Raw genomic sequence first — 24475 nt, 5'->3', positions numbered from 1 at the left:
ATGAGATTTCAGTAACTTCGATATATGTCAAATCCCGCCATATCCTACGCGCACATTACAAGGGTAACGGATACACTTGTCACAGCTACTGAAGATGCCCTGGCAGCCGAGGAACCCCTCGAAATACGCCTGGTGCATAATGGTCAGCAGCAAACTATTACAGTGACCATGCGATCGCCCGGACAAGATGAGGAACTCGCCGCCGGTTTTTTATTTACTGAGGGAATCATTACCCAATACGCAGCAATAAAAAACATTTATTATAATAATAACGTCGCCTCCGTTACTTTACAACCAGGCATCACGCCTTCTTTACAACCTGCTCAACGAAATTTTCTGGCAAATGCAAGTTGTGGGGTTTGTGGTAAAACCGACCTGGATGCGATTTATACGCCAGTCTCCAAAACTACCTCCCGTATCAAGGTTCCCGCCGCTATTTTACATGAACTACCTGCAATGTTACGTAACCAGCAAGCGGTATTTGATAATACCGGTGGCTTACATGCGGCTGCTTTATTTAATACAGAAGGACATTTGCTGCACATAAAGGAAGATATCGGCCGACATAATGCAGTGGATAAATTGATTGGTACTGGTATAAAACAAGATCTCGATTTTACCCAATATGGATTACTTCTCAGCGGCAGAGCCGGTTTTGAATTGATTCAAAAAGCCGCTGTAGCAGGTATCCCAGTTATCGCTGCCGTAGGCGCACCCAGCAGCATGGCAGTAAAAATGGCAAAAGAATGGAATATCACCCTGATCGGTTTCTTGAGAGAAGGGCGTTTTAATATTTATCATGGACAGGAAAAAATCGCGTTATGATCAAGAACAATGCTGAAAATCCGGAATCATCCATAGCACTCTCCCGCAATGGAGAAAAATCCAATGCTGGAAACCAGGAATCATCCACAGCAAACCCCAACAACGGAGACCTATCAAACGCCGAAAATCCGGATTCATTTAAAACCAATTCCCCTTCCATGAACCCACCCAACGCCGAAAACCCTGAAACCTTCACAGGACATTTCCGCCTTGGCAAACCCAAATCCTCTGCTGCCGGTCTACCCGCAGTCATCCACGCCATGCAGCACATTCTCGCCGAAATGGACGCCATCAGAGGTCTCAAAGCCTTAAACAAACTCAATCAGAAAAATGGCTTCGACTGCCCCGGTTGTGCATGGCCTGACCCGGACGATGAGCGATCCGGTATAGCCGAATATTGCGAAAACGGCGCCAAAGCTGTCGCTGAAGAAGCCACTACCAAACGCCTGGACGCCACCTTCTTCGCTCAAAACAGCGTAGCTGAACTGGCAACCCTCACCGACTACGAAATCGGTAAAAAAGGTCGTGTGGCCCAGCCCATGTACCTCGCCGAAGGCGCCACCCATTATACCCCCATCACCTGGGACAAAGCATTCGAAACAATCGGCGCTCATCTCAATGTATTGTCCTCTCCCAATGAAGCCATCTTTTATACCTCCGGCCGTACCAGCAATGAAGCGGCTTTTCTATATCAATTATTCGTCAGGGAATATGGTACGAACAACCTCCCTGATTGTTCCAACATGTGCCACGAATCCAGTGGTGTCGCCCTCATCGAATCTGTCGGTATCGGCAAAGGCTCCGTCACACTCGATGACCTATACGAAGCCGAAGTGATTTTCATTTTAGGACAAAATCCCGGTACAAATCACCCCCGCATGCTCACCGCCCTGCAAAAGGCAAAAGCAAAAGGCGTGACCATTATCTCTGCGAATCCATTAAAAGAAACCGGCCTGCTCGGATTCATGAATCCGCAAACGGTGAAAGGTATGCTCCACATTGATAGTCACCTTACAGATATCTTCCTGCAGGTAAAGATCAATGGAGATATGGCACTGATTAAAGCCATCAACCTGCTCCTGCTAAAAGAAGAAGAAACCCATCCCGGCACCGTATTCGACCCTGAATTTATTCAAAACAATACCAGCGGATACGAAGCCTACATCGCTCATTTACAGGAACAAAACTTAGATCAGTTAGTCAATGACTGCGGTGTGTCCTTAGCACAAATAAAAGCTGCCGTCCATGCTTTAGTACATAAAAAGAAAATCATTGCCTGCTGGGCCATGGGACTCACCCAACACAAAAACGCCGTTGACACCATCAAAGAAATCGTCAACCTGCTATTGTTAAAAGGCAGTATTGGCAAACCCGGCGCCGGCACCTGCCCGGTACGCGGTCATAGCAATGTGCAGGGTGATCGTACCGTCGGTATTTTCGAAAGACCGTCGAAGGCGCTGTTGGATAAAATCCAGGAAGTATACGGTTTCGATCCTCCCAGGGAACATGGTTGGGATGTAGTCGCTGCTATCCGCGCCATGCGCGACGGCAAAGGCAAGGTATTCTTTGCCATGGGTGGCAACTTCCTTTCAGCCACTCCCGATACCGTGCAGACGGCCAATGCGTTACGCAACTGTAACCTGACCGTACACGTATCTACAAAACTGAACAGAAGTCACCTGGTACATGGCAGGGAAGCCATTATCTTACCCACCCTCGGCCGTAGTGACAAAGACACCATAAATGGAGAACGACAATTCGTGACCTGCGAAAACTCCATGGGAGTCGTTCAAATGTCCAAAGGGAACCTGTCTCCCATTTCTGACCAGCTACTCAGTGAACCCACGATCGTATGCAGGCTCGCCATGGCCACTTTAAAAGATCGCACTGTAGTCGACTGGCCACGTTACAGCCGTCACTATGATTATATCCGTGACGACCTGGAAAGGGTCATCCCGGGTTTTGATAATTATAACCAACGGGTACGGCACCCCGGTGGCTTTTACCTGCCCAACGGCGCCCGCGAAGGGAAATACAATACCACGAACCTGAAGGCGAACTTCAATGTGGCCCCTGTGACCCGAACCACCTTAAATGACGATGAATTCATGATGATGACCATCCGGAGCCACGACCAGTTCAATACCACTATTTATGGTCTGGACGATCGGTACAGAGGTATCTACCAGGAGCGTCGTGTGATACTCATGAACGAAGCCGAAGCGGCGAAACATAAAATAAAAGGAGGAGATAAGGTGGACTTATACAATAATTTTGGGGGTGTGGAAAGAGTAGTGAGGAACTTTTTAGTGGTCCTGTACGACATTCCTGAAAGGTGCACCGCCACTTACTTTCCGGAGACAAATGCACTCGTACCGCTGGATAGCGTGGCCGATAAAAGTAATACACCTACTTCCAAGCTGGTGATCATAAAAATAAAAAAATCAATCACCTGAAACTAATAAAATTCGGCATCTTCAGTGTAAAAATATCAAACCTGAAATCCACCGTCGTCGTAATTTCAAAGTAAACAGGTTTTACAGGAGCCGGTGCATTTGGGAAATAATTAACATCAAACAGGAGTGTGTTAAGCGGCAGGTTTTCATTTTTGATTCTACAACCCAACCCCACCCCGGTATAAATGGGATTCTTAAACACATTGTTACTATTGATCGTCATCTGGGTAGCCTGTAAGGTGGTAAACCAGTTGAACTTAAAGCCCAGCACTTTCAGTGGACTATAATACACCGTCTCTGATCTCAGGTTGACTCTTTGATAACCAGTCAGTGGAACCCCTTTATATCCATAGATCCCATGTTCCATATTTAACTGCAGGGGCTTATAAAAATATGGGTTAGGGTTTCCCAGGTAATCAAAATAGGCAAATTCCCTGAACCGGCCCTTCCCTAACCTGAATGAACGACTGTAATATTCCAGTTTGGTATGAATCACCGCATCTTCTGACCTGCCATTCTGATAAAAAGTACCTACCCCGACCTGGGCGTTAAAGATCCCTTTTAGTTTTGTGACCCAAAACTTCTGTCCTTCAATACCGGCATAAGCCCGGGTACGTCCTTTCCAGGTTTCCCAACCAGAGGTCACACTCGCATTGTACCCCAGTGGAATATCCTCCGTTCTGCCAAACCCAAAGAAATGGGTAGACTTGAAGAACTCATTCCGGAATACAATGGCCTGCGCCAGGTAATAACGGTGATTATTATAAATAGGATCGAACTTATAAATTGGCTGCCTGGGCGTTTTAAGGAACATCTGGTTGGAATGTGCCAGCAGAATAGCCAGGTTAGGACGCTGATTGTTCAGGTTATGTTTGTCCTGCTTGATCAGGTTGTAACCTCCCCATAATTCCAGCAATTCGTACTTGTAATCCCTGTAAATAGTATCAGGTTGTTCACGGGCGTTGATAGAGAAGCTCCTTCTCAACCCGATCCCACCTGCCCAATCGGCAGACGAGTTATAGAGTGGCCTGTTGATATTTAAATAATACGCGCCTTCAAACACCCCTGAATCCAGGGGGAAATAGTTATTGAGTGTCGTATACCCCAGCGAGATATCGGCAAAGGTGCCCAATGCATTGTATTTCGTATACTTCACCTCCGATCCCCAGGGCGGGTTATAGCTATTCTTCCAATAGGCGCCAACACGCAATTCCTGGCCGGCACCAAACAGGTTATTATTATAAACAGTGGTTCTCACTGCCGAAGTACTGGCTTCGCCGACATCAACACCATATTCAAATACATCTTTGGTCACCACCAACAGATCCAGTGAGTCCGGGCTGGCGCCGGCATTGATAATATACAAACGGGCATCCTGCATATACGGCCGGCTACGCAGGTAACGCTCATTGTCCGACATTTCGTAAGGGTTCAGGGTATCGCCCGATTTAAAGAACAATGCCTGCCGTATCACCCATTCTTCCGTATTATAGTGAAGGCGGTTGGCGAGTTTGATCAGCTTCATGGAAGTCGTAAACGCCGTGTCCCGTATGTTCTGCGGACCGAATACATTTACCTTACGATAATAGATATCCCGGATCACCCTCCCGGTAAAAGGAATGAAATACTGTTCACTCTTAATAATACTGCTGTCTGTAGTAGGTGGTTCCGGTGCGTTCTGCCGGGTCATTTTCCGGATCAGGGAGTCGCGGTAATCCCTGCGACGCAGGGAATCTCTATACTCCGCTACACGATGGAACCAGCTTCTGGAAGGTGGTTTGGGTTTAAATAACGGAATGGGAATGGGAATGGTATCTGCGATCGGCTTGTATAACCTGGTTGGTAGAGTATCCCTGGAAGGGGAAGCGCTATATAAATAACGTGGAATAATAACCGTATCCTTTCGCGTGCTGCCATATGCTTGCCGAATAAGTAACGGCATAGCCAGGCAACAGCAAACCAGAAAGTGCAACAATATTTTTGATCGATTTCCCACTCGTATAATAACTTATCTGCACTTCTTAGCAAAGAGCATACAACAGTTGTAAGTAATCTAAATAAAAATCACGAACCTACACGCGCGAAAAAATCGCTTATGCCATAGACATAAGCGATTTGATCCAATAAATGGACTATCGGAAACAGGTTAACTGTTTACAACCGTCGTTTCCCAGCCATTGTAGTCTGCATTGATCGCTTGTGCCAGTTCAAACAGCAAAAGCACGACAGCATTAATGCTTCGTTCATCTGTACAGTCATGTCTGGATACATGCAGGCTGTAAGGCCGTTCTTCATTACCACTCAGGTTACGCTGCTGCACAACAAATCCTTCTTTGCTGATCTGCTGCCAGTATCGCTCCCTGTCTTCTTCCGAATTGAAATAAATATAGTGATCAATGTGTCTGGCTTTTTCCTCAATATCCCCATGTTGTTTCAGCGTGCGCAGCACCTTGCGGTTCTGTATTCGCTGGAACTCTACCTTGTCTGGTAGCAGGAAATCAAAGTACAATTCCCAGGTACGATCTTCCTTTACTCCAAAATCATATTGATAATTAGGAAATCCGATCATCACATCAGCTATATGCTTATCATATAATGTTGTGTCACCGGAATAAAAATAAAAATCTCTTACACCATTGGAAATCGTCCTGCCCACAAAGTGTGCATTCAGCTTTGATTCCAATCCTTTGACCAGGCTGTCCTCAATTTCACCCAACACTTGAAACTCTTCTCCCTGTGGAAACCCATCGGCCCGGGGAGTATTCAAATATACAGACACATAAATAGCATGCGGTTTACTGTTCAGCGGTGCGAATCGCCGTAGGTCGAGGTCTAGCCCTATAATGGCCGGGTGGTCATCTATGTGACAAGTGTATAAATCCCAATCTGGCTGGTAGGCGTTAGACATAAAAATTTGCTATTCGAAAATTGTAACGGTCCGGCTGTAAAGATACATCAATCATGTTCGCCATTCATCCATTATCACAGGAAACTTTTTATAAAACATTTATTTTTAGCTCCAGTTACAGGCTTACATTAGAAAAGTTATTTGGATCATGCACAAATTTGTCTCGTTATGTATGGGAATGACGCTGTCATTTCTATCATTTTCTTATGCTCAACAAAACAACCACCAATCACCTGAAAATGGGTCTATTCAGGGGAAATTGATGGATGAACAATCCAATACTCCCATCGAGTATGCCTCCGTTGCCATCCTGCGCGCTGTCGATTCCAGCGTAGTGACCGGTATGCTCTCGAAACCAAACGGGGATTTTAATTTCCCTGTAATTCCTACAGGAAAGTATTTATTGAAGGTAAATTTCATTGGGTATTCTACCGTTTATAAAGCAATTACCTTAACATCGAAAAATAATATTATCGATGTTGGTAATATCAAGCTCGGCACTAATGCGAAAGTTCTGGCTGCTGTAGAGATCGTAGGTGAAAAACCCGCTTACACCATGGCGATTGATAAACGCGTATTCAACGTGGAAAAAAACATTTCCAGCGTAGGCGGTACCGCCACCGACGTTTTGAAACAGGTACCGGCTGTAAGTGTAGACATTGACGGTAATGTGACTGTCCGTAATGGTTCTCCGACCATTTTTGTTGACGGCCGCCCTACTACCCTCACCATGGATCAGATTCCTGCAGATGCAATTGCGAATATCGAAGTGATCACCAACCCATCTGCAAAATATGATGCGGAAGGTGTGAGCGGTATATTAAATATAGTATTGAAGAAAAACAGGAAAGCAGGCATCAACGGACAGGTGAACGCAGGTATTTCTTCTCTGGGTGGTGTGAATGGCGGTTTCGATTTCAGTATCCGTCGTGAAAAGTTCAATCTCTCCCTGAGTTATAATGTGCGTTCCCGTAAAGGTTCTTCTAATGAACACCTGTTCCGTAAAAACATCGGTACTGATACCACTACTTACCTGGACCAATATGAAAATGGTGACCAGAGCCGTAAATTTCAATATGGCCGTATCGGCTTTGACTGGTTCATGGACAACCGCAATACTTTTAGCATCAGTACCAGCATCAACGCAGGCGATTTCCGTAATGATAATAACCTGATGCTGTACAACCTGAACACCGGCAAAGAGCAGGTAAGATATGGTTCAGGTGTTGACAATGATAACCACAACTTCCGCAACTATGCCGGTCAGTTGGGTTACAAACATACTTTTGCAAAACAGGGTCACGAGCTGACGGCAGATTTCAATTACAACTATGCCACCAGCAAGGATGGTAGTGATTATTCTTTACAATATTATACGCTGGATCATGTTGCAATCGATACACCTACCGCCCCTGCTAAGCGATATGCGTATGGAGGTGGTAACACCACTTATGTGACAGGTCAGATTGACTACGTAAATCCGCTGTCTGAAACTTCAAAGGTTGAAGCAGGTTTGCGTACCACCAGCCGTATCTTTAATAATACGCTGACTACCATGGGACTGAACAACGCTACCGGAGACTACGTTTACGATAGCTCACTCTCTAACAACTATCATTACAAAGAAACCATCAACGCGGGTTACATCAGCTACTCCGGTTCGCTGGGCAACTTTGGTTACATGGGAGGTTTGAGAGGAGAACAGTCTTATTACAGTGGTGATATGACCAGCACGACTAAAAGTAATTATAAGATCAGCTACCCTATCAGCCTGTTTCCCAGTATGTTTATATCTCAGAAGTTCAAAGGTGATCATGAGCTGCAGCTGAATTACACACGTCGTGTACGTCGTCCATGGTTCAGGGATCTGTTGCCTAACCTGAATTACACCGCCCAGAGTGCTAGCCGTGGTAACCCGACATTGAAACCTGAATTCACCAATTCATTTGAGTTTAGCTATCTGAAAGATTTCAATCGAAAGCACAATGTAATGGTGTCATTGTATTTCCGTAATACAAAGAATGCGATCACCGATTACTCATCTGATACCACGATTACCGTGAATGGTGTAGCACAGAAAGTAGTATTGACTTACCCTGTGAATGCAGATACAAGGAATGCTTATGGTGCAGAGTTTACCGTGCGTAACCAGTTGACCAAAGACTGGGATGTGACCACGAACCTGAACATGGCACAGACGAAGATCAATGCTTCCAACCTGCAGACGAACCTGACAAATTCAGGGTTTATCTTCTTTGGTAAGATCAATACGAATTACAAATTGCCGTATAGAACCACCTTGCAGGTTACTGGCATCTATGAGTCCAAACAGATTATGGCCCAGGGAGAAAGAGCCGGAAAATATACCGTGGATGCAGCGCTGCGCAAGGAGTTCCTGAAAGACAGATCACTGGTGGTGTCCATGGGTATCAATGATATTTTCAATACAGACCGTAGTATCAATTACACAAATACTGATTATTCTGAGCAGGAATATTATCGCAAGCGTGCTACCCGCGAAGCACGGTTGAATGTGTCCTGGAGATTTGGTAAGATAGATGCTGGAAAAAAGAAAGAGAATAAGAAGGGAGAAGAACAGGGAGGAAATGGTGATTTCTGATTCAGTAAATGATTTCTGATTACTGACAGGCAAGCGTCAGCGATCAATTTGTTTGTAGTAGTTTTTGCAGCGCCTTCAATATTTGGGGGCGCTGCTTTTTTATTTATGAGTATCTTGCAATGTTCAAATCGCGCACTATGACAGATACAATCAGTAACACAGTGACCCTGCGTTTCCTCGCAGAGCCATCGGATGTTAATTTCGGCGGAAAGGTTCACGGGGGCGCCGTGATGAAATGGATTGACCAGGCAGGATATGCATGTGCAGCTAATTGGAGCGGTCAGTATTGTGTGACCGTGTATGTTGGGGGTATTCGTTTTATCCGTCCTATCCAGATTGGCGACATGGTAGAAATCAATGCTACTGTGATCTACACCGGCAACACCAGTATGCACATCGCCATCAACGTGTCCGCAGGCAATCCCCGCCAGCATGACAGGATCAAAACAACCCACTGTGTAATGGTGTTCGCTGCCGTTGATGATCACGGCAAGACGGTTCCGGTACCCAAATGGCATCCCGAAACGCCTGCCGCACTTGAAATGGAAGCTTATGCTAAAAAGCTCATGGCATTGAGAATGAATATTGAAGAAGAGATGAAGCCTTATCTCTGATATATAAGAAAGGGGCGTCCCATACTCCGGAACGCCCCATTTTTATTAGGCTATCTTTACTGATGTCGGGAATTTCGTACATGCAATTCTCATAGCCTTCCTGTTACTTATCATACATCCCCTTCTTATATGAGATCAATGGGTAAACTGCATCTCACTCAGGGTTTTATACAATCCCCCATCTACCATGAGCAATTCCTGGTGTGTACCCTGCTCTATAATGCGGCCTTTATCCAGCACGATAATCTTATCTGCCTGGCGTACAGTCGCCAACCTATGAGCGATCACTATAGAAGTCCGACCACGCATCAGTTTTTCGAGTGCATCCTGCACCAGCTTTTCTGACTCAGAATCCAGTGCAGACGTGGCTTCGTCCAGTATCAGGATCCTTGGATCTTTCAGCACAGCCCGGGCTATGGCAATCCTTTGCCGCTGTCCGCCGGACAATTGTATACCTCTCTCACCGACTACGGTATCCAGTCCTTCCGGAAAGCGCTGTATAAATTCCCACGCGTTAGCTTGTTTTGCCGCAGCAATGATTTCGTCCGGGGTGGCCTCCGGTTTGCCATAAGCGATGTTTTCGCGAATGGTGCCGCCAAAGAGAAATACATCCTGTGGTACGATAGCCATCTGGCTCCTCAATGCAGACAAGGGGAAGTCTGCCGCATCACGGCCATTGAATGAGATACTGCCGCCTGCCGGTTCATACAATCTTAATAATAAAGAGGCGATCGTACTCTTGCCTGCTCCACTTGGACCTACCAAAGCTATTTGCTGGTCGGCTTCGATGTCGAAAGAGATATCCTGCAATACATTCAGGTCGTCCCTGGAGGGGTAGCGAAAAGCGAGGTGATTGAAAGAGATCTCCCCATTCAGGTGATCTTTTTCAGAGATCAGCGCACTATCCGTAATGGGTTCTGCCGGTTCGTCGAGAATTTCCAGCAGGTGTTCGGTAGCACCCAGGGTCTTTTGAATGGTGGCATATACTTCGGCCAGTCCGGCTACAGATGCACCAATAAAAGTAGAGTACAAAACAAAGGAGATCAGTAATCCTGGTTGCAGGTTACCCATTGCAATTAATACCGCACCTCTCCAGATCACCGCTACGATTGCTCCAAATACACCCAGGATCATAAAGGCGGCAAATGCGCCCCGGTAAGTACCTGTCTTAATACCGGTTTTTGCTACTTCAGAAGTTTTGTGCCGGTACCGCCGCATTTCAAAAAACTCATTGGCGAATGCCTTCACATTCAATATCCCCTGCAGGGTTTCTTCCACGATGGTATTCGCTTCTGCTACCTGGCTCTGTGCCTGTTTGGAATATTTGCGTACCACCCGGCCAAACAACCAGGCCAGGATCACAATTACCGGCAGGGTGCCCAGCATCAACACCGTCAGTTGTGCAGAAGTATGTACCAGCAATACAATACCTCCTACTATTATAATGATCTGCCGGATAAATTCGGCGACGGTGGTGGTAAACGTCTCCTGTAGCAGGGAGATGTCAGACGAAATACGGCTGCCCAGCTCTCCCACCCTGCGGTTCAGGAAAAAACTCATGGGCAGGCGGATCAGGTGGTTGTACACATGCTGGCGGAGGGAAGCCAGCGAGCGTTCCGTGACCCTGACAAAAATGTTGATCCTGAAATAACCCAGGATGCCCTGCACTAAAAGTAACCCGATGAGCCAAAGTCCTGTGTGGTTGATTGCCGAAATGTCTTTCGTGTGAGTACCATTGTCTACCAGGTCGCCCAATAAACGTGGAAATGCGAGGTTCGATAAACTGGTAATAAATAATAATAACATGCCTACGCTGAACATAGGCCAATAGGGCCTGATGTATTTGTATAAGCGAAAGGTCTTTTTAAATGATGCTTTCTTAACGTCTTGGTGTTGTTCCATAGAATAAATTACGAAGTACAATTTTATAATTACAGGGAGCTGATATAGGTTATGACGGGGTGGAATAGTAAATATTGTACAAATATGGGGGAAATTTCCAAAAGCAAGGCGCTCCCGCCGAAGCGGAAGCGCCTATTAACCTAATTCACGTGTATTTATTGTCAATTATGGCCGGGCTATAAAAAATAAATGACGGAGGGTTCCGTCATTTACAATTTATTTACTGGGGCCTTCTGTTTTTAGAGCTGTCCTGCGTGCCGGTGCCATAGCGGGATGAATCTTCTCCCGGATTCGGCGCGCCTGCCGGCACATCTGCCGCCGGAATAGTATCAGGGTTGATGCCGGTCATCGAAGTATCTACAGTTGTCGTAGTAGAATCAGTACCGGAATTTTTCCCGTTTCCACACGATGTAATGAATGCACCTCCTGCAATTAAAATAATATATACCTTTTTCATGCAATTACATTATATTATAAAGAATATCAATGTTTTCTGAGGAATTATTTTCCACAATTAGTAGCGTAAACGCACCAGCTTAGTGATTCGTTGTTGAATCTGGACGGGTGGCTGAATCTACAGGCATGGTTGCTGTATCTACGGGTGCAGTTGTCGTTGTATCATTCTGCATAGAGGCAGCACTGCTATCAGTAGAACCTGAGCTATTGCTGCTTTCACACGCAAAGAGAAAGAGGCTGAGCGCCATCGCAAAACATGCGGTTATACAAACTTTACAAACTGCGAGACGGAAATTGATCGCTTGGGTGCCCAGGTCTTTTTTTTGCATTTTCATGATTAACCAGATTGTCAGGATGAACAAATAATGTTGAATACACATTTTATTTGAAATAATTGTGCCAACGCGCACCTCATTATAATTAGCACAGGTTATGGAAAACGTTTTCTTTCAATTAATTGAATTACCTACGATACTCAAAGTAGTAGTTTCCTGTCTCACAGGAGCCCTTTTGGGCATGGAGCGGGAATTTCATCACAAGGCGGCAGGCATGCGTACCCTTACACTGATTTGTGTGGGAAGCACCCTGTTTACCATACTTTCGGTAGAATTGGGGATGCCCGGAAGTCCGGACCGGGTGGCTTCCAATATTCTCACAGGTGTCGGTTTTATCGGGGCGGGAGTTATTTTTAAAGGCACTTACAGTATTGATGGTATTACAACCGCTGCTACCATCTGGATAGCTGCCGCGCTGGGAATCGGGGTGGGCATGGGTCACTATACTTTGGTGACAATAGCACTCATATTGGTGCTGATCGTTCTACAAGGGTTGAAAGTGATTGAAAAATGGATCTCGAAGGTACAGCAGAAGAAAACGGTTTCCATCTCCTTTGATACTTCTCAGACTAAGGACCTTGATTTCCTGTCCATCTTTAAGCGTTTTAATATGATTCACAAGCATTTGATGGTGTCTCGCTCTCAAAACATCGTTGAAAACAGGTTTGAAATCAAAGGTAATCCGGCTGATATGAAAGAAATGAGTCATTACCTTCAGAATAATCCCGACATTTGTCAATTCGAAATGCAAACAAATCCATTGTAGACTATGTCACGTGCGTATGCGGATCTACCTTTACATTACGGGTCAGTGCCACCCTGGCTGGCAGCCAGAATGAGCCTGCTGGGTGGGGCTATTATTGAAACGATTGTCGCTGACTATGGTAAGGCGGAAGTACTGAGACGATTGAGCGATCCCTGCTGGTTTCAGGCATTGGGATGTGTATTGGGAATGGACTGGCATTCTTCAGGCATCACGACATCCGTGATGGGAGCTTTGAAAAAGGCATTAAACCCTAAGGCGCATGAACTGGGGATATATATATGTGGTGGCAAAGGAAAGCATTCCCGGGCCACACCGCAGGAGCTGCTCATTATTGCAGACAAAACCGGTTTACCAGGCCATGAGTTGGTAAGACATAGTAAGCTGGCAGCCAAAGTAGATAATACGGCTATGCAGGATGGCTTTCAATTATATCTCCACTCCTTTATTGTTTCAAGTGAAGGAGATTGGGCGGTGGTGCAGCAAGGGATGAATGATGGCAATGGCATGGCGCGTAGGTACCACTGGCATTCGGCAACGGTGCGCAATTTTACAGAGACCCCGCATTCCTTTATATATGGTAAGAACCAGGGGCTGATTTTGAACCTGACTGACAAGGCGGCTATGCCAACGAAGGATGGGCTCATCGAACTGGTAAAGACTTCTCCTGAACAACTATTGCCGGAGATCCGGAAGCTCACCATGCCTTCGCACCATGATGTGCGGGCAGAAAATGTGGATCTGAAAAGGTTAGGTGCCGTGCTGGCGGTGGCCCATGAAAGACAGGTGATGGATTTTGAGACACTGTTACTGATGGAAGGCGTGGGTCCGAGAACATTGCAATCGCTGACTTTGGTGAGTGAGGTGATACATGGTACCCCTTCAAGGTTTTCTGACCCGGCAAGGTTTTCTTTTGCTCATGGAGGAAAGGATGGACATCCGTTTCCCGTGCCGGTGAATGTGTATGATGAAACGATCAGTGTGATGCGGGAGGCGGTGAATAAGGCGAAGATTGGCCAGAATGATAAGCAGGATGCGATCAGGAAGTTGTCGGTATTGTCACAGCAATTGGAAAAGGATTTTATACCGAACGAGCGGTTTGATGAGGTAGTTGAGCGGGAGCGGAAAGATTCATGGAGACATGGAGGGAGAACGATATTTGGAAAGGAGAAACCGCCCCCCAAAAACAACCAGTTGAGTTTATTTGATTAACGAAAAAGGCCAACATACTGCCTATTGATAGGTTCTTAATACCAACCAGTTGAGTTTATTTGATTAGTTGATTAACGAAAATCGTCCTCAATCAGCCATAATACATACGGAAGCTACCCGGCTTTAAAATGAATGAAGACACATCTACCTCAATTCCGGCAGATACTTCCAATACCTTTTAGGCATATGCTGTAACTGCAATTTCCTATTTACCCTACCCGCTATATTTGCCCCTTTATAATAGGTCTGCCACAATGCCTGGTAGTCATTTTCATTCGGATCCCAAATCCCCTCCTGTTTATCCATCTCCATCCAAACAGTATCCACCTTCTCCAGATCATAGTAAATTCCATAGTTCCTCACCCTGTCATAAATCATCCAACGCTGATCTGCATATCGCTCTTTAAAGTGCCGGATGATCAAAGGAAGCACATTATAGTCCGGGGCGACCAGGCTGAAATAAATACCATCTTTCGTCAATTGAAACCGTACAAATGCCTCCATTCGATGCTTCTCTCTATGGACCTTGCGAGCCGTCTGGGCAACAAAGAGCACAAAAGCATTACCAAAATCATGCTCTATAGACAACTGGTTTTCAAATACATAACGAACATAGTTTAACAATTGATCTTCAATAACCTCCATTTCTGAGAGAAATGCAGCAAAAAACTGGTGTAAACCATCGGCTGATAGTTTTTTGCTAAGGCCCATCCAAACCCGATCGGCCTTTTCCAGGTCAGTTTGTACTGAAATGGTGGTCGCAAACATGTCCGGGACGAAGGTATTTTCCTTCCTGATCACCCCCTGTTTTTTATAACTATCGAACACGGCCGTTAAGAACCCTTCAAACGAACCATCATATAGATAAATCTCCATATCAGAATAAAGAAAGTTGAGGAGTATGTAGTTTTTGGTACTTGCTATGTGACTGGTGCAGGATCTGTCGCCGGATCTGTTCGGAAGTATAATCCTTCTTTTCCATCGCACCTTTCTTACACGTAATGAAGTACTTAGCACGGTTTAATTGAACCCCTATTTGCTGTAACTGATCCCAACCCAGGGCACTGAAACTACGCGCGGCGATGATCTTGTTCACGCTGTTCATACCTATACCCGGAATTCTGGCGATCAGCATTTTATCGGCCGTATTGATATCTATCGGGAAATAGTGAAGGTTCCGCAATGCCCAGGATAATTTCGGGTCAATCTCGGTATCAAGGTAAGGATGGGTATCATTTAGTAACTCCTGTGCATTGAATCCATAGAACCGCATTAGCCAGTCCGCCTGGTATAACCGGTTCTCCCTCATCATGGGTACCTGACTTTGCAAACCCGGTAAGCGGGCATCGTTACTGATGGGTACATAACCGGAATAATACACCCGCTTCAACCTGAACTGCTGGTAGAACCGGGAGGCCAGGTGTACGATATCCTTATCCGTTTCCTTCCCTGCTCCCACTATGACCTGTGTACTTTGGCCTGCAGGTACAAAGGTGGGTACCTTTTTTAACACCTTCCTTTCATCATCCAGCCGGATAATTTCATTTTTAAGAAAGTTCATGGGCTGGATCATATCCGCCCGCTTTTTCTCCGGTGCTAATAATTTTAGTCCTTCCTCAGTAGGTAGTTCCAGGTTGACACTCAACCGGTCTGCATACATACCGGCTTCCTTCATCAGTTCATCGCTAGCACCGGGAATGGCTTTGAGATGGATGTAGCCATTGAACTTGTGTATGGTTCTCAGGTCTTTAGCAATCCTCACCATGCGTTCCATCGTATAATCCGGGTTTTTAAATATCCCCGAACTGAGGAAAAGCCCTTCTATATAATTCCTTCGGTAAAAATTGATCGTCAGATCCACGACCTCCTGTACAGTAAAAGCTGCCCTTTTAATATCGTTGCTCTTGCGGGATACGCAATAGGCACAATCGTAAATGCAGTAATTGGTTAACAGCATCTTTAAGAGAGAGATACATCGCCCATCGGGTGTATAAGAATGGCAAATACCCATACCCGGATGGGCGTTGCCTAGTCCTTTGTTTGTATTTTTCCGGTCGCTGCCACTGCTTGCACAACTTACATCGTATTTGGCAGCGTCCGCCAGTATGGATAGCTTTTCGTGAACTCTTTCCTGCATGACAATCACTTTAGCCAAAAATACTAAAATATTTAGCATTTAAATACATAAAAAGAGCCTGTATCTGGCTGATACAAGCCCTTCAAAAATCAGGTTACTCTTTCACATACACCTCTATAATGGCATGCGTGGGCCTTCTCGGCGCCAAAAACACATCCGCTTTCTTATAATGCGCCTCCAGCTCATACCGCAAAGCAAACGGGAAGAAGTTATTATTCTCCGGCGCATATTCGTACAACACCACATCATAATACTGGCTTCTCACCTTTTGGGTGAACACACTCAGCTGTTTATTGAACATCCCTACACCCAAATGATACCAGAGTGGACTATCGCTACCCGTTTCCGGGGTATAAGGCATTTCTGCGGCCAACGGAGTTAACTCCGTCATGTTCAATACTTTAAGGTGTCCTTTATTGTTTTTTACCACGGGCATATCCATCAGTTTCCGCATGCCTTCCACCGTTTGTGGCGGCATATAAATTCCTTTAAACGCTTTCAGATCAGAGAACACCCATTTGGAAGTAGGTACATCTGTCGTATCCCATTCGATCATATAGTTGTTACGAGACACCACATTCTCCCCCGTCTTACTCACCATTGGCTCAAAAGCGGCAAAAGAGGTATCCGCATGTAGCGCCGGCAGTTTATTCACCGATTCATCATGTGGTAATAAGCGGCTCGCTACCTTATCCATGTATTTCCAGAAGGTACCTGACCACCAGAGCAGCACAAGTAATGCCGCACCCGCAAATGCCGGTTTTCTACCCAGGTCAATGTGCAACTGATCCACTAAGCGGGACGCAATAAACGCAAATGCGAATGCATGGAAGAAGATATTATTATCAGGCGGCGTGTAGCTAGTCACCTGAAAGATAGCCGATTCTGCAAGTATACCTAAAGTCAGCAGCGTAAACAACATCGCCTGTCTATCCTGCCAGTAAGCTTTGAATTGTTTAAACGCTGGCAACAACACGACTACCATCATCACGATATAGAACTTGATCCATTGTGACTGGTACAACACTTCTGACACAATATCGTACAATGACAAACGACTATTATGCGGCGCCTGTCCGTGGTTAAACCAGTATCCAAATCCATATTGAATAAACGGACCAATAAAGATCGCAGCGACTACACCATAGAAAGCAATATATAAAGGCACATCCCATAACCGCTTCTGATTTAAGCTGTTATAGGTCAACAAAGCCAGTGACAGCAACAATGCCAGGCCACCACCGTCCTGTTTGGTAAAGAAAGACAGGAAGGTGAACAAGGCGGCTAAAAAAAGATGCAGGAACTGAACCCGGCCCTTTGGTCCCACCAGGTAACGGAACAAAAACGCCAGTCCAACCAACTCATACACGATCACCGTCTGGTTATACCATGGCCAGAAGTTGAAGAAAGAATACGACAGGACAAACAACAACACGGACAAAATCCGTATTACCGGCTTTACATCCTGGCTTTTCAGGATAGACCTGAAAGAGATTCCTGCCAGGATGTTCATAAACACCTGCGCCTTCACCAAAGTCACCAGCTGCGGTCCAAAGATCTTAAAAAACAATGCGGGTACGATCCAGAAACCATACCCTAATGGCAACCCAAAATCACGATAAGGTACCTGACCCTGGGAAATACGATAAGCCCCTTCCCAGGATAAAAAGATATTGACCCTGTAAGGTAAGGGAACAAAAAGGGGGAACAACGCCAGCCCGATAATGATTGCAATTTCTGTAACAAAAGCGCTCTTTCGGCTGAACGGAGCATAAGTTGACGGCATACAAAAACGGGGATAAAAACGAGTGTAAAATTGTATTGAACGGACCAAAAATAGGAGAATTAACCGGAAAATAGCTTTTTTTCACGCAGTTGTTCCATAAACCATCGTATATTGGCACGGTTATTAAGAACTTATCCCCGTGCAATATTTAAAATTATTAAGACCCTCCCATTGGGCAAAAAATCTGTTTTTATACATACCCCTTTTCTTTGCTGGCGAAATATTCGACTATGCCAAAGTTGTCGAAGTACTCCTCGGTTTCTTTGCATTTAGTCTCATCGCCAGTAGCATTTATATTATCAATGATTATAATGATGTGGAGGCCGATCGTCGCCATCCTGTCAAGTGCAAACGCCCGATTGCATCAGGTGCTGTCTCCAAACCAATGGCGCTCGTATTCTTTGTACTTTGTCTGCTGATCGGCGGTTTATTAGCCTGGTATGTGAAACCCAAATTCCTGTTTGTAACAGGCATTTACTTCATTATCAACCTGCTATATTCCTTCGGATTAAAAAACATCAGTATCCTCGACATCCTGATCTTATCCATCGGCTTTGTATTGCGTGTCAAGGCAGGCGGGGTGGCTGCCAATGTAGCGGTATCTGAATGGCTCATGATCATGGTTTTCCTGCTGGCACTCTTTATGGCCGTAGCCAAGCGCCGCGACGATGTGCTGATCAAAACCAGCACCGGCCAGGAAATGCGAAAAGCCGCCGCCGGCTATAACCTTGACTTCATGAACGTCATGCTGTCATTGGTTTCTGCCGTGATCATCGTGGCTTACCTCATGTATACCATGGCACCAGAAACCATGATCCGCTTCAAGACATATCGCCTTTACTATACCTGCCTGTTCGTAATTGGCGGATTATTACGATATTTGCAAATAACATACGTAGAGAACAATACAGGTTCTCCCACCAAAATCCTATATAAAGACCGTTTCATACAATTAACCATACTCCTGTGGGTGCTGAGTTTTTATGTGCTTATTTATTTACCCACTAACAAAAGTTTTTTTGAGTAATGGAAAAACGGTTAGCAAACTGGGGCAACTACCCCGTCATCTCCTGCGATGAGACAACATTTACGCAGGTAGATCAGGTTGAGGACATGATTTCCTCACATTCTTCCATCATTGCCCGCGGCAACGGCCGCTGCTATGGTGACGCCTCGCTGGCTACTAATAGTATTTCCACTCTTAAGTTTGACAAGGTGTTGCAGTTCGATACTGAGACCGGCGTCTTTGAATGCCAGTCGGGTATCACTTTAGACCAGATCCTCCGGATCGTGGTGCCTGAAGGCTGGTTCCTCCCTGTCACTCCCGGTACAAAGTTTATTACCGTAGGTGGTGCTGTAGCTTCCGATGTTCATGGTAAGAACCATCATGCGGAAGGCTCGTTCTCGAACCACATCATCGATATGGACGTTATCACTGGTAAAAAGGAAACCCTTACCTGCTCGAAAGACAAATTGCCCGACCTGTTCTGGGCTACCTGCGGCGGTATGGGACTAACCGGCATTATTACCCGTGTGAAATTCGGCCTCAAGAAAATTGAAACTGCATATATCAAACAGAAGCAGATCAAAGCCAGAAACCTGGACGAATTGATCCGCCTCTTTGAAGAATATAACCAGTATACCTACAGCATGGCCTGGATCGATTGCCTGCAAAAAGGCGATAGTTTTGGCCGTGGTATACTCATCGTAGGTGAACATGCTACTAAGGAGGAACTGAATGCCCAACAACAGGCAGCCCCTTTGAACCTGCCTGAAAAACGCCCCCTGACAGTTCCGTTCAATTTCCCATCGTTTGCCCTCAACACATTGACGGTGAAGGCCTTCAACTGGCTGTATTATGCAAAGAATACCAAAAGGGAGATCAACAATGTGATCCCTTACGAACCATTCTTCTACCCGCTGGATGCAATTTTGCACTGGAACCGTGGCTATGGCAAAGCTGGTTTTGTACAATACCAGTTCGTGCTGCCATTGGATAAGAAGGAAGGTCTCGTGGAAATTCTGAAGCGCATCAGCGATGCCGGATTGGGTTCTTTCCTGGCGGTACTGAAAGTATTTGGTCACCAGGACGATCTGATCTCATTCCCAAGACAAGGGTATACCCTGGCGCTGGACTTCCCGGTACGCAAAGGACTCTTTGCTTTCCTGGATGAACTGGATGCTGTGGTGCTCCAATACGGTGGAAGGTTGTACCTTTCCAAAGATGCCCGGATGAAGAAAGAAGTATTCTGGCAGAGTTATCCCAATGCACAGCGATTTGCAGAAATTGTAAAAGCTTACAACGGTGATAATATTTTCCATTCTGTACAGTCTGAACGACTGGGTATCAATTGATTCATTTCACCGTCTTAACCGAACATTAGAATATGCCTACTGCACTCATATTGGGCGCGGGGTCTGACATGGCCGTAGCTATTGCCAGACAGTATGCCGGCGGGAAATACGATCTCCAGCTGGCCGCCCGAAACGTTGATTCCCTCTACCCGTTACAACAGGATCTACAAATTCGCTATCATATCAAGGTCGAAAGCTATGCATTCGATGCGACGGATTTTGATAGTCATGCTGCTTTTTATGCGGGGCTGCCCGTTAAACCGGATATCACGATCTGCGTGTACGGCTACCTCGGCGAACAGGTAAAGGCACAATCCAATTGGTCAGAAGCGGCCCGTATTATTCATACCAATTTCACCGGGGCGGTGTCTATCTTAAATATAGTGGCGGACGATTATGCTGCAACAGGTGCGGGTACCATCGTGGGTATCAGTTCTGTAGCAGGCGAACGTGGTCGTCAGAGCAATTATATTTATGGTAGTTCCAAGGCGGGTTTCACCACTTACCTCAGTGGCTTGCGCAACCGGCTCTTTCACAAGGGCGTGCACGTGCTCACTGTAAAACCGGGGTTTGTGTATACCCGTATGACGGAACACCTGAAGATGCCGCCATTGCTGACGGCACAGCCAGATGCTGTAGCAAAAGATGTATATAAGGCCGCTGCCAAAAAGAAAAATGTTCTTTACACAAAGTGGTTCTGGCGATATATCATGCTCATCATCAAGTCGATACCGGAAGGCATTTTTAAAAAACTAAAATTATAATGAAGCCATCCATCGCATTTTTTGATTTTGATGGGACGATCACAACAAAGGATACGCTCTTTGAGATCATCCGTTTTCATAAAGGTAGTGCTGCTTTGAATATTGGAATGGCCCTGCTCTCCCCTGCCCTAGTGGCTTTTAAGATGAAACTGATTTCCACTCAGCGAATGAAGGAAATGGTATTTCGGTTTTTCTTTGGAGGCACACAGGTAGATACTTTTCGGGATAAATGTGCAGCGTTTTGTGCAGAAAAATTGCCTGAGCTGGTAAAGCAGAATGCCCTGCAGGCCATTCGCCAACACCTGCTACAGGGACACCAGGTAGCAGTCGTGACAGCTTCAGCAGAGGAATGGGTGGAACCGTGGTGTAGCAGCCTGGGAATTGTTTGTATCGGTACCCGGCTAGAAGTACGCAATGCATTGATTACCGGAAAGATACATGGGTTGAATTGCAATGGCCCTGAAAAGGTGGAACGGATTAAGCAGACATTCGACCTGAATGGTTATGATGATATTTATGCTTATGGAGATACGAATGGCGATAAGCCGATGTTGGGGATGGCGAAGTATGGGTATTTCAGAAAGTTTTAACGCCTTTTAGCCGGCCGGCAGGCCCACCAAACAAAAAAGAGGGTGTATCACAGTTAGATACACCCTCTATTAATTCGGATACCTGATGGAGTCAGATCCATTTTATGCGTTTCTCAGGAGTTGCATTTATTCATGATTCCCCCCTCTTTTTGTTTGCTCTTTATCTGGTTAAGCCGCAGCCTTCATACTCACCACCTTAGCTTCTCTGGATTTGATCTTAATAATCCCCACCCAATGCATCAATCTCATCACCGGATAAGTTGGATCCAACTCAAACCACTTCTTTGCAAAGTTCGGACTATCCTTATACTTATGGTGGTTATTCTGGAACAACTCACCTAACAACAGGATACCCCATGGAGAAGTATTTCTTGAATGATCCCCATTATCAAAACTGTGATAACCATATTTATGACCACACCAGTTCACTACCGCGCCCTGTACAGGACCCATCAGGAAATGAATAGGGAGTAACAAATACCACCAGAAACTGGGTGCAAACGCTACATAATATCCAATATATATACCTATCCAGGCCAAACGGGTAATGTTATTATCACCGAATTTATCCATCGCATTCCACACAGGCAGCGGATCTTTGGTAAACTCTTCACTAGCTACCCGCTTTCCGTTCAGAAAATCATTATACATTTCACGTGTATGCACCATCATAGCCCAAACATCTTTGAAGAAGTGTGGTGAATGCGGATCTTCCTCCGTATCACTAAACTCATGATGCATTCTGTGCATCACACCATACGCACGGGGTACCAGGTAAGAACTTCCCTGGAAAAACCAGGTAGAAAAATAGAATACTTTTTCCCAGAACTTACTTGTCGTATACATCTGGTGGGATGCATACCTGTGCAGGAAAAAGGTATGGAAGAAAAGCGACAGGAACCAGTGCGCGAAGAAAAATATCAATATCGCCGTCATTAACTCTTTTTAATTTTTTTGATCAATAAGGGGCCGAAGATAAAATAAATACCATCATTAATTACGTAATAACCATAGAGATAGTTTACAATAGTTGGTTATACGGCCATACATAAGGGTCAAAAAAATGTTAAAATTTACTATTGCAGACGTAGTTCGGGCAATTTAAGCTGGCTCAGTTCGTTATTGCTTTATCCTCACCTTCCGTAATTCCAGCTGATTTAACCCGTTAGTTTCCATCCCCTCCACATTTGGCTGGATCAGGTGAATGACCTCATCATAAAACAACGGCACCACAGGCGCATCTGCCACTATCATCCTATCCATCTGGTTATAAAGGCTGTACCGCACGCTGTCATTGTTCTCCTGCAAGGCGGCTTCGTAGAGTTTATCGTACGCTGGGTTTTTATATCTCGTATAGTTCGGCGGCGCCGGGTTTTTGCTGTAAAACACGGCAAGGTAGTTCTCTGCATCTGCATAGTCTCCCATCCAGCTACCTCTGAAGAAAAGCGCATCCGATTTGGCGGTTTGCTCCAGCAACAATGCTTTTTGTAATACCTCTACCTGTACGGTAATACCTATTTGCTGCAGCTGGTTCGCTACATAGTTGGCATAATCCTCATAAATAGGAATAGACAATAGTTTGATCGGCGGCAATCCTTTGCCCTCCGGGTATCCGGCTTCTTTTAATAACTGCCTGGCTTTCGCAGGATTATAACTATATCCTTTTACTTTACTTGTATCAAATGAAGGTAAGCCCTGGGGAATAAATCCTGCATTGGCAGGCGTACCAATACCATTTCGGAGGTAAGTGATCATCTTCGCCCTGTCGAAACCATAATTAATGGCGAGACGGATATTTTTTAACCGCGTAGGCGATTGATGGATTTTGGTACTATCCAACAGGAACCCAAAATATTCCACATTCAGTTGCGGCGCCTTATCCAGGATCATCTTCCCGGCCCACTCCTTTTTTAACTCTCCCTTCTTATTCAGTACCTCATCTTTAAAAGACGCATCGATATCATTCATAAAATCCAGTTGCCCCTGCCGGAATAACAGGAATTCGGTCGCCTTGTTATCGAGGAAACTCATCTTCACGGCATCTAAATAAGGAAGTCCTTTTTCAAAATAATGCGGGAACTTATGTAATACCAAGGCCTGCCCTTCTTCCCAGTAATCAAATTGAAACGGCCCTGTACCACAGGGGTGTTTTCTGAAATCCTTACCATATTTCTCAACGATTTCATGTGGGATAACAGAACAATATTGCATACTGAGAATACCCAATACCGGGTGAAACGGTTGCAATAAAGTGAGTCTGAAAGTTGAATCATCCAGGGCTTCAAAGCCTTTGTCTTTATCGACCTTACCATTAAAGATCCAGGCCCCTGCAGAGGCGGTAGCCGGATCCATAATACGTTGTAAGCTATACACCACATCGCTCGCTATCATCTTTCTTCCTTTGCCACCGGGGAATACATCATTATCATGAAAGAAAACATCCGTACGCAGGTGAAAGGTATACACCTTTGCATCTGGCGATACTTCCCAGCTTTGGGCCAGCGAAGGCCTGATCTGCAATTGCTGATCCGGTTCCACGAGGGTATTATATAATTGTTTGACCGCCCAGATGATAGACTGGTTCTTCGCAAATGCCGGATCAAGGGTGGCAATACCGTCTACCACATTGTACCTGAATACCTGCCGTTTTTCAGCCTGTTTGGTCTGACAACTACTGAAAAGGAATACTGTTGCCCATATTATTAAAAAACGTTGTATGCTCATTAAACTGAAAATTAATATCTTTCCGTTA

Annotated in this window: 20 protein-coding genes; 10 read left to right on the top strand and 10 right to left on the bottom strand. The window is 45.4% G+C overall.

Features of this window, described 5'->3' with window-relative positions:
- Positions 1 to 24 precede the first annotated feature (24 nt).
- Positions 25 to 825: a formate dehydrogenase accessory sulfurtransferase FdhD gene (gene fdhD / locus SIO70_RS21015; protein WP_320574020.1), complete on the top strand. Its 801-nt coding sequence runs from the start codon at positions 25 to 27 to the stop codon at positions 823 to 825.
- A complete protein-coding gene (locus SIO70_RS21010; protein ID WP_320574018.1) occupies positions 822 to 3281 on the top strand; it encodes an FdhF/YdeP family oxidoreductase in 2460 nt (819 codons plus the stop codon). Before fdhD ends, SIO70_RS21010 begins: the two co-directional genes overlap by 4 nt.
- Here SIO70_RS21010 and SIO70_RS21005 read toward each other — a convergent pair.
- Complete coding sequence (locus SIO70_RS21005; RefSeq protein ID WP_320574017.1) at positions 3274 to 5223, bottom strand: hypothetical protein; 1950 nt, start codon at positions 5221 to 5223, stop codon at positions 3274 to 3276. The genes SIO70_RS21010 and SIO70_RS21005 overlap by 8 nt on opposite strands.
- Before the next feature lie 204 nt (positions 5224 to 5427).
- Complete coding sequence (locus tag SIO70_RS21000; protein ID WP_320574015.1) at positions 5428 to 6189, bottom strand: DUF695 domain-containing protein; 762 nt, start codon at positions 6187 to 6189, stop codon at positions 5428 to 5430.
- Positions 6190 to 6337: 148 nt separating this feature from the next.
- Between SIO70_RS21000 and SIO70_RS20995 the strand changes: the two genes are divergently transcribed.
- The gene (locus tag SIO70_RS20995; protein ID WP_320574014.1) at positions 6338 to 8809 is read left to right on the top strand and encodes an outer membrane beta-barrel family protein; all 2472 of its coding nucleotides are present in this window, start codon (positions 6338 to 6340) and stop codon (positions 8807 to 8809) included.
- Positions 8810 to 8946: 137 nt separating this feature from the next.
- Positions 8947 to 9423: an acyl-CoA thioesterase gene (locus SIO70_RS20990; RefSeq protein ID WP_320574011.1), complete on the top strand. Its 477-nt coding sequence runs from the start codon at positions 8947 to 8949 to the stop codon at positions 9421 to 9423.
- A gap of 135 nt (positions 9424 to 9558) precedes the next feature.
- Here SIO70_RS20990 and SIO70_RS20985 read toward each other — a convergent pair whose 3' ends face one another.
- The 3 genes from SIO70_RS20985 to SIO70_RS20975 form a co-directional block, all read right to left on the bottom strand.
- Positions 9559 to 11325 carry an ABC transporter ATP-binding protein gene (locus SIO70_RS20985; RefSeq protein ID WP_320574010.1) on the bottom strand — a complete coding sequence of 589 codons (1767 nt, stop codon included), beginning with the start codon at positions 11323 to 11325 and terminating at the stop codon, positions 9559 to 9561.
- Positions 11326 to 11545: 220 nt separating this feature from the next.
- On the bottom strand, positions 11546 to 11782 hold the full coding sequence (locus SIO70_RS20980) for a hypothetical protein (protein WP_320574008.1): 237 nt from the start codon (positions 11780 to 11782) through the stop codon (positions 11546 to 11548).
- A 79-nt stretch (positions 11783 to 11861) separates the two neighbouring features.
- Complete coding sequence (locus SIO70_RS20975; RefSeq protein ID WP_320574006.1) at positions 11862 to 12161, bottom strand: hypothetical protein; 300 nt, start codon at positions 12159 to 12161, stop codon at positions 11862 to 11864.
- A 52-nt stretch (positions 12162 to 12213) separates the two neighbouring features.
- On the opposite strand from SIO70_RS20975, the gene SIO70_RS20970 reads away from it, so the two are divergent.
- Both SIO70_RS20970 and SIO70_RS20965 read left to right on the top strand, forming a co-directional pair.
- Positions 12214 to 12882 carry an MgtC/SapB family protein gene (locus SIO70_RS20970; protein WP_320574004.1) on the top strand — a complete coding sequence of 223 codons (669 nt, stop codon included), beginning with the start codon at positions 12214 to 12216 and terminating at the stop codon, positions 12880 to 12882.
- A gap of 3 nt (positions 12883 to 12885) precedes the next feature.
- Positions 12886 to 14091: a DUF763 domain-containing protein gene (locus SIO70_RS20965; protein ID WP_320574003.1), complete on the top strand. Its 1206-nt coding sequence runs from the start codon at positions 12886 to 12888 to the stop codon at positions 14089 to 14091.
- Between the two features lie 144 nt (positions 14092 to 14235).
- Here the strand turns inward: SIO70_RS20965 and SIO70_RS20960 are convergent, their stop codons facing one another.
- The 3 genes from SIO70_RS20960 to SIO70_RS20950 form a co-directional block, all read right to left on the bottom strand.
- Positions 14236 to 14967, bottom strand: a complete 732-nt coding sequence (locus tag SIO70_RS20960; RefSeq protein ID WP_320574002.1) for a TIGR03915 family putative DNA repair protein — start codon at positions 14965 to 14967, stop codon at positions 14236 to 14238.
- Between the two features lies 1 nt (position 14968).
- The gene (locus SIO70_RS20955) at positions 14969 to 16228 is read right to left on the bottom strand and encodes a putative DNA modification/repair radical SAM protein (protein WP_320574001.1); all 1260 of its coding nucleotides are present in this window, start codon (positions 16226 to 16228) and stop codon (positions 14969 to 14971) included.
- A gap of 94 nt (positions 16229 to 16322) precedes the next feature.
- Positions 16323 to 18014 carry a hypothetical protein gene (locus tag SIO70_RS20950; protein ID WP_320574000.1) on the bottom strand — a complete coding sequence of 564 codons (1692 nt, stop codon included), beginning with the start codon at positions 18012 to 18014 and terminating at the stop codon, positions 16323 to 16325.
- A 139-nt stretch (positions 18015 to 18153) separates the two neighbouring features.
- Between SIO70_RS20950 and SIO70_RS20945 the strand changes: the two genes are divergently transcribed.
- From SIO70_RS20945 to SIO70_RS20930, 4 genes are read left to right on the top strand one after another with little or no spacing between them, the layout of a single operon-like run.
- On the top strand, positions 18154 to 19041 hold the full coding sequence (locus tag SIO70_RS20945) for a decaprenyl-phosphate phosphoribosyltransferase (RefSeq protein WP_320573998.1): 888 nt from the start codon (positions 18154 to 18156) through the stop codon (positions 19039 to 19041).
- Complete coding sequence (locus SIO70_RS20940; protein ID WP_320573996.1) at positions 19041 to 20369, top strand: FAD-binding oxidoreductase; 1329 nt, start codon at positions 19041 to 19043, stop codon at positions 20367 to 20369. The genes SIO70_RS20945 and SIO70_RS20940 overlap by 1 nt, the downstream gene beginning before the upstream one ends.
- A 32-nt stretch (positions 20370 to 20401) precedes the next feature.
- Complete coding sequence (locus tag SIO70_RS20935) at positions 20402 to 21133, top strand: SDR family oxidoreductase (RefSeq protein ID WP_320573994.1); 732 nt, start codon at positions 20402 to 20404, stop codon at positions 21131 to 21133.
- A complete protein-coding gene (locus SIO70_RS20930) occupies positions 21133 to 21723 on the top strand; it encodes an HAD family hydrolase (RefSeq protein ID WP_320573992.1) in 591 nt (196 codons plus the stop codon). Before SIO70_RS20935 ends, SIO70_RS20930 begins: the two co-directional genes overlap by 1 nt.
- 168 nt (positions 21724 to 21891) lie before the next feature.
- On the opposite strand, the gene SIO70_RS20925 is transcribed toward SIO70_RS20930, so the two are convergent.
- On the bottom strand, positions 21892 to 22659 hold the full coding sequence (locus tag SIO70_RS20925) for an acyl-CoA desaturase (RefSeq protein ID WP_320573990.1): 768 nt from the start codon (positions 22657 to 22659) through the stop codon (positions 21892 to 21894).
- A 183-nt stretch (positions 22660 to 22842) separates the two neighbouring features.
- On the bottom strand, positions 22843 to 24447 hold the full coding sequence (locus SIO70_RS20920; protein ID WP_320573988.1) for an ABC transporter substrate-binding protein: 1605 nt from the start codon (positions 24445 to 24447) through the stop codon (positions 22843 to 22845).
- Positions 24448 to 24475 lie beyond the last annotated feature (28 nt).

Origin of the sequence: Chitinophaga sancti (assembly GCF_034087045.1) — a bacterium.
Classification (GTDB): Bacteria; Bacteroidota; Bacteroidia; order Chitinophagales; family Chitinophagaceae; genus Chitinophaga; species Chitinophaga sancti_B.
This window is presented reverse-complemented; position numbering and strand designations above follow the sequence as displayed.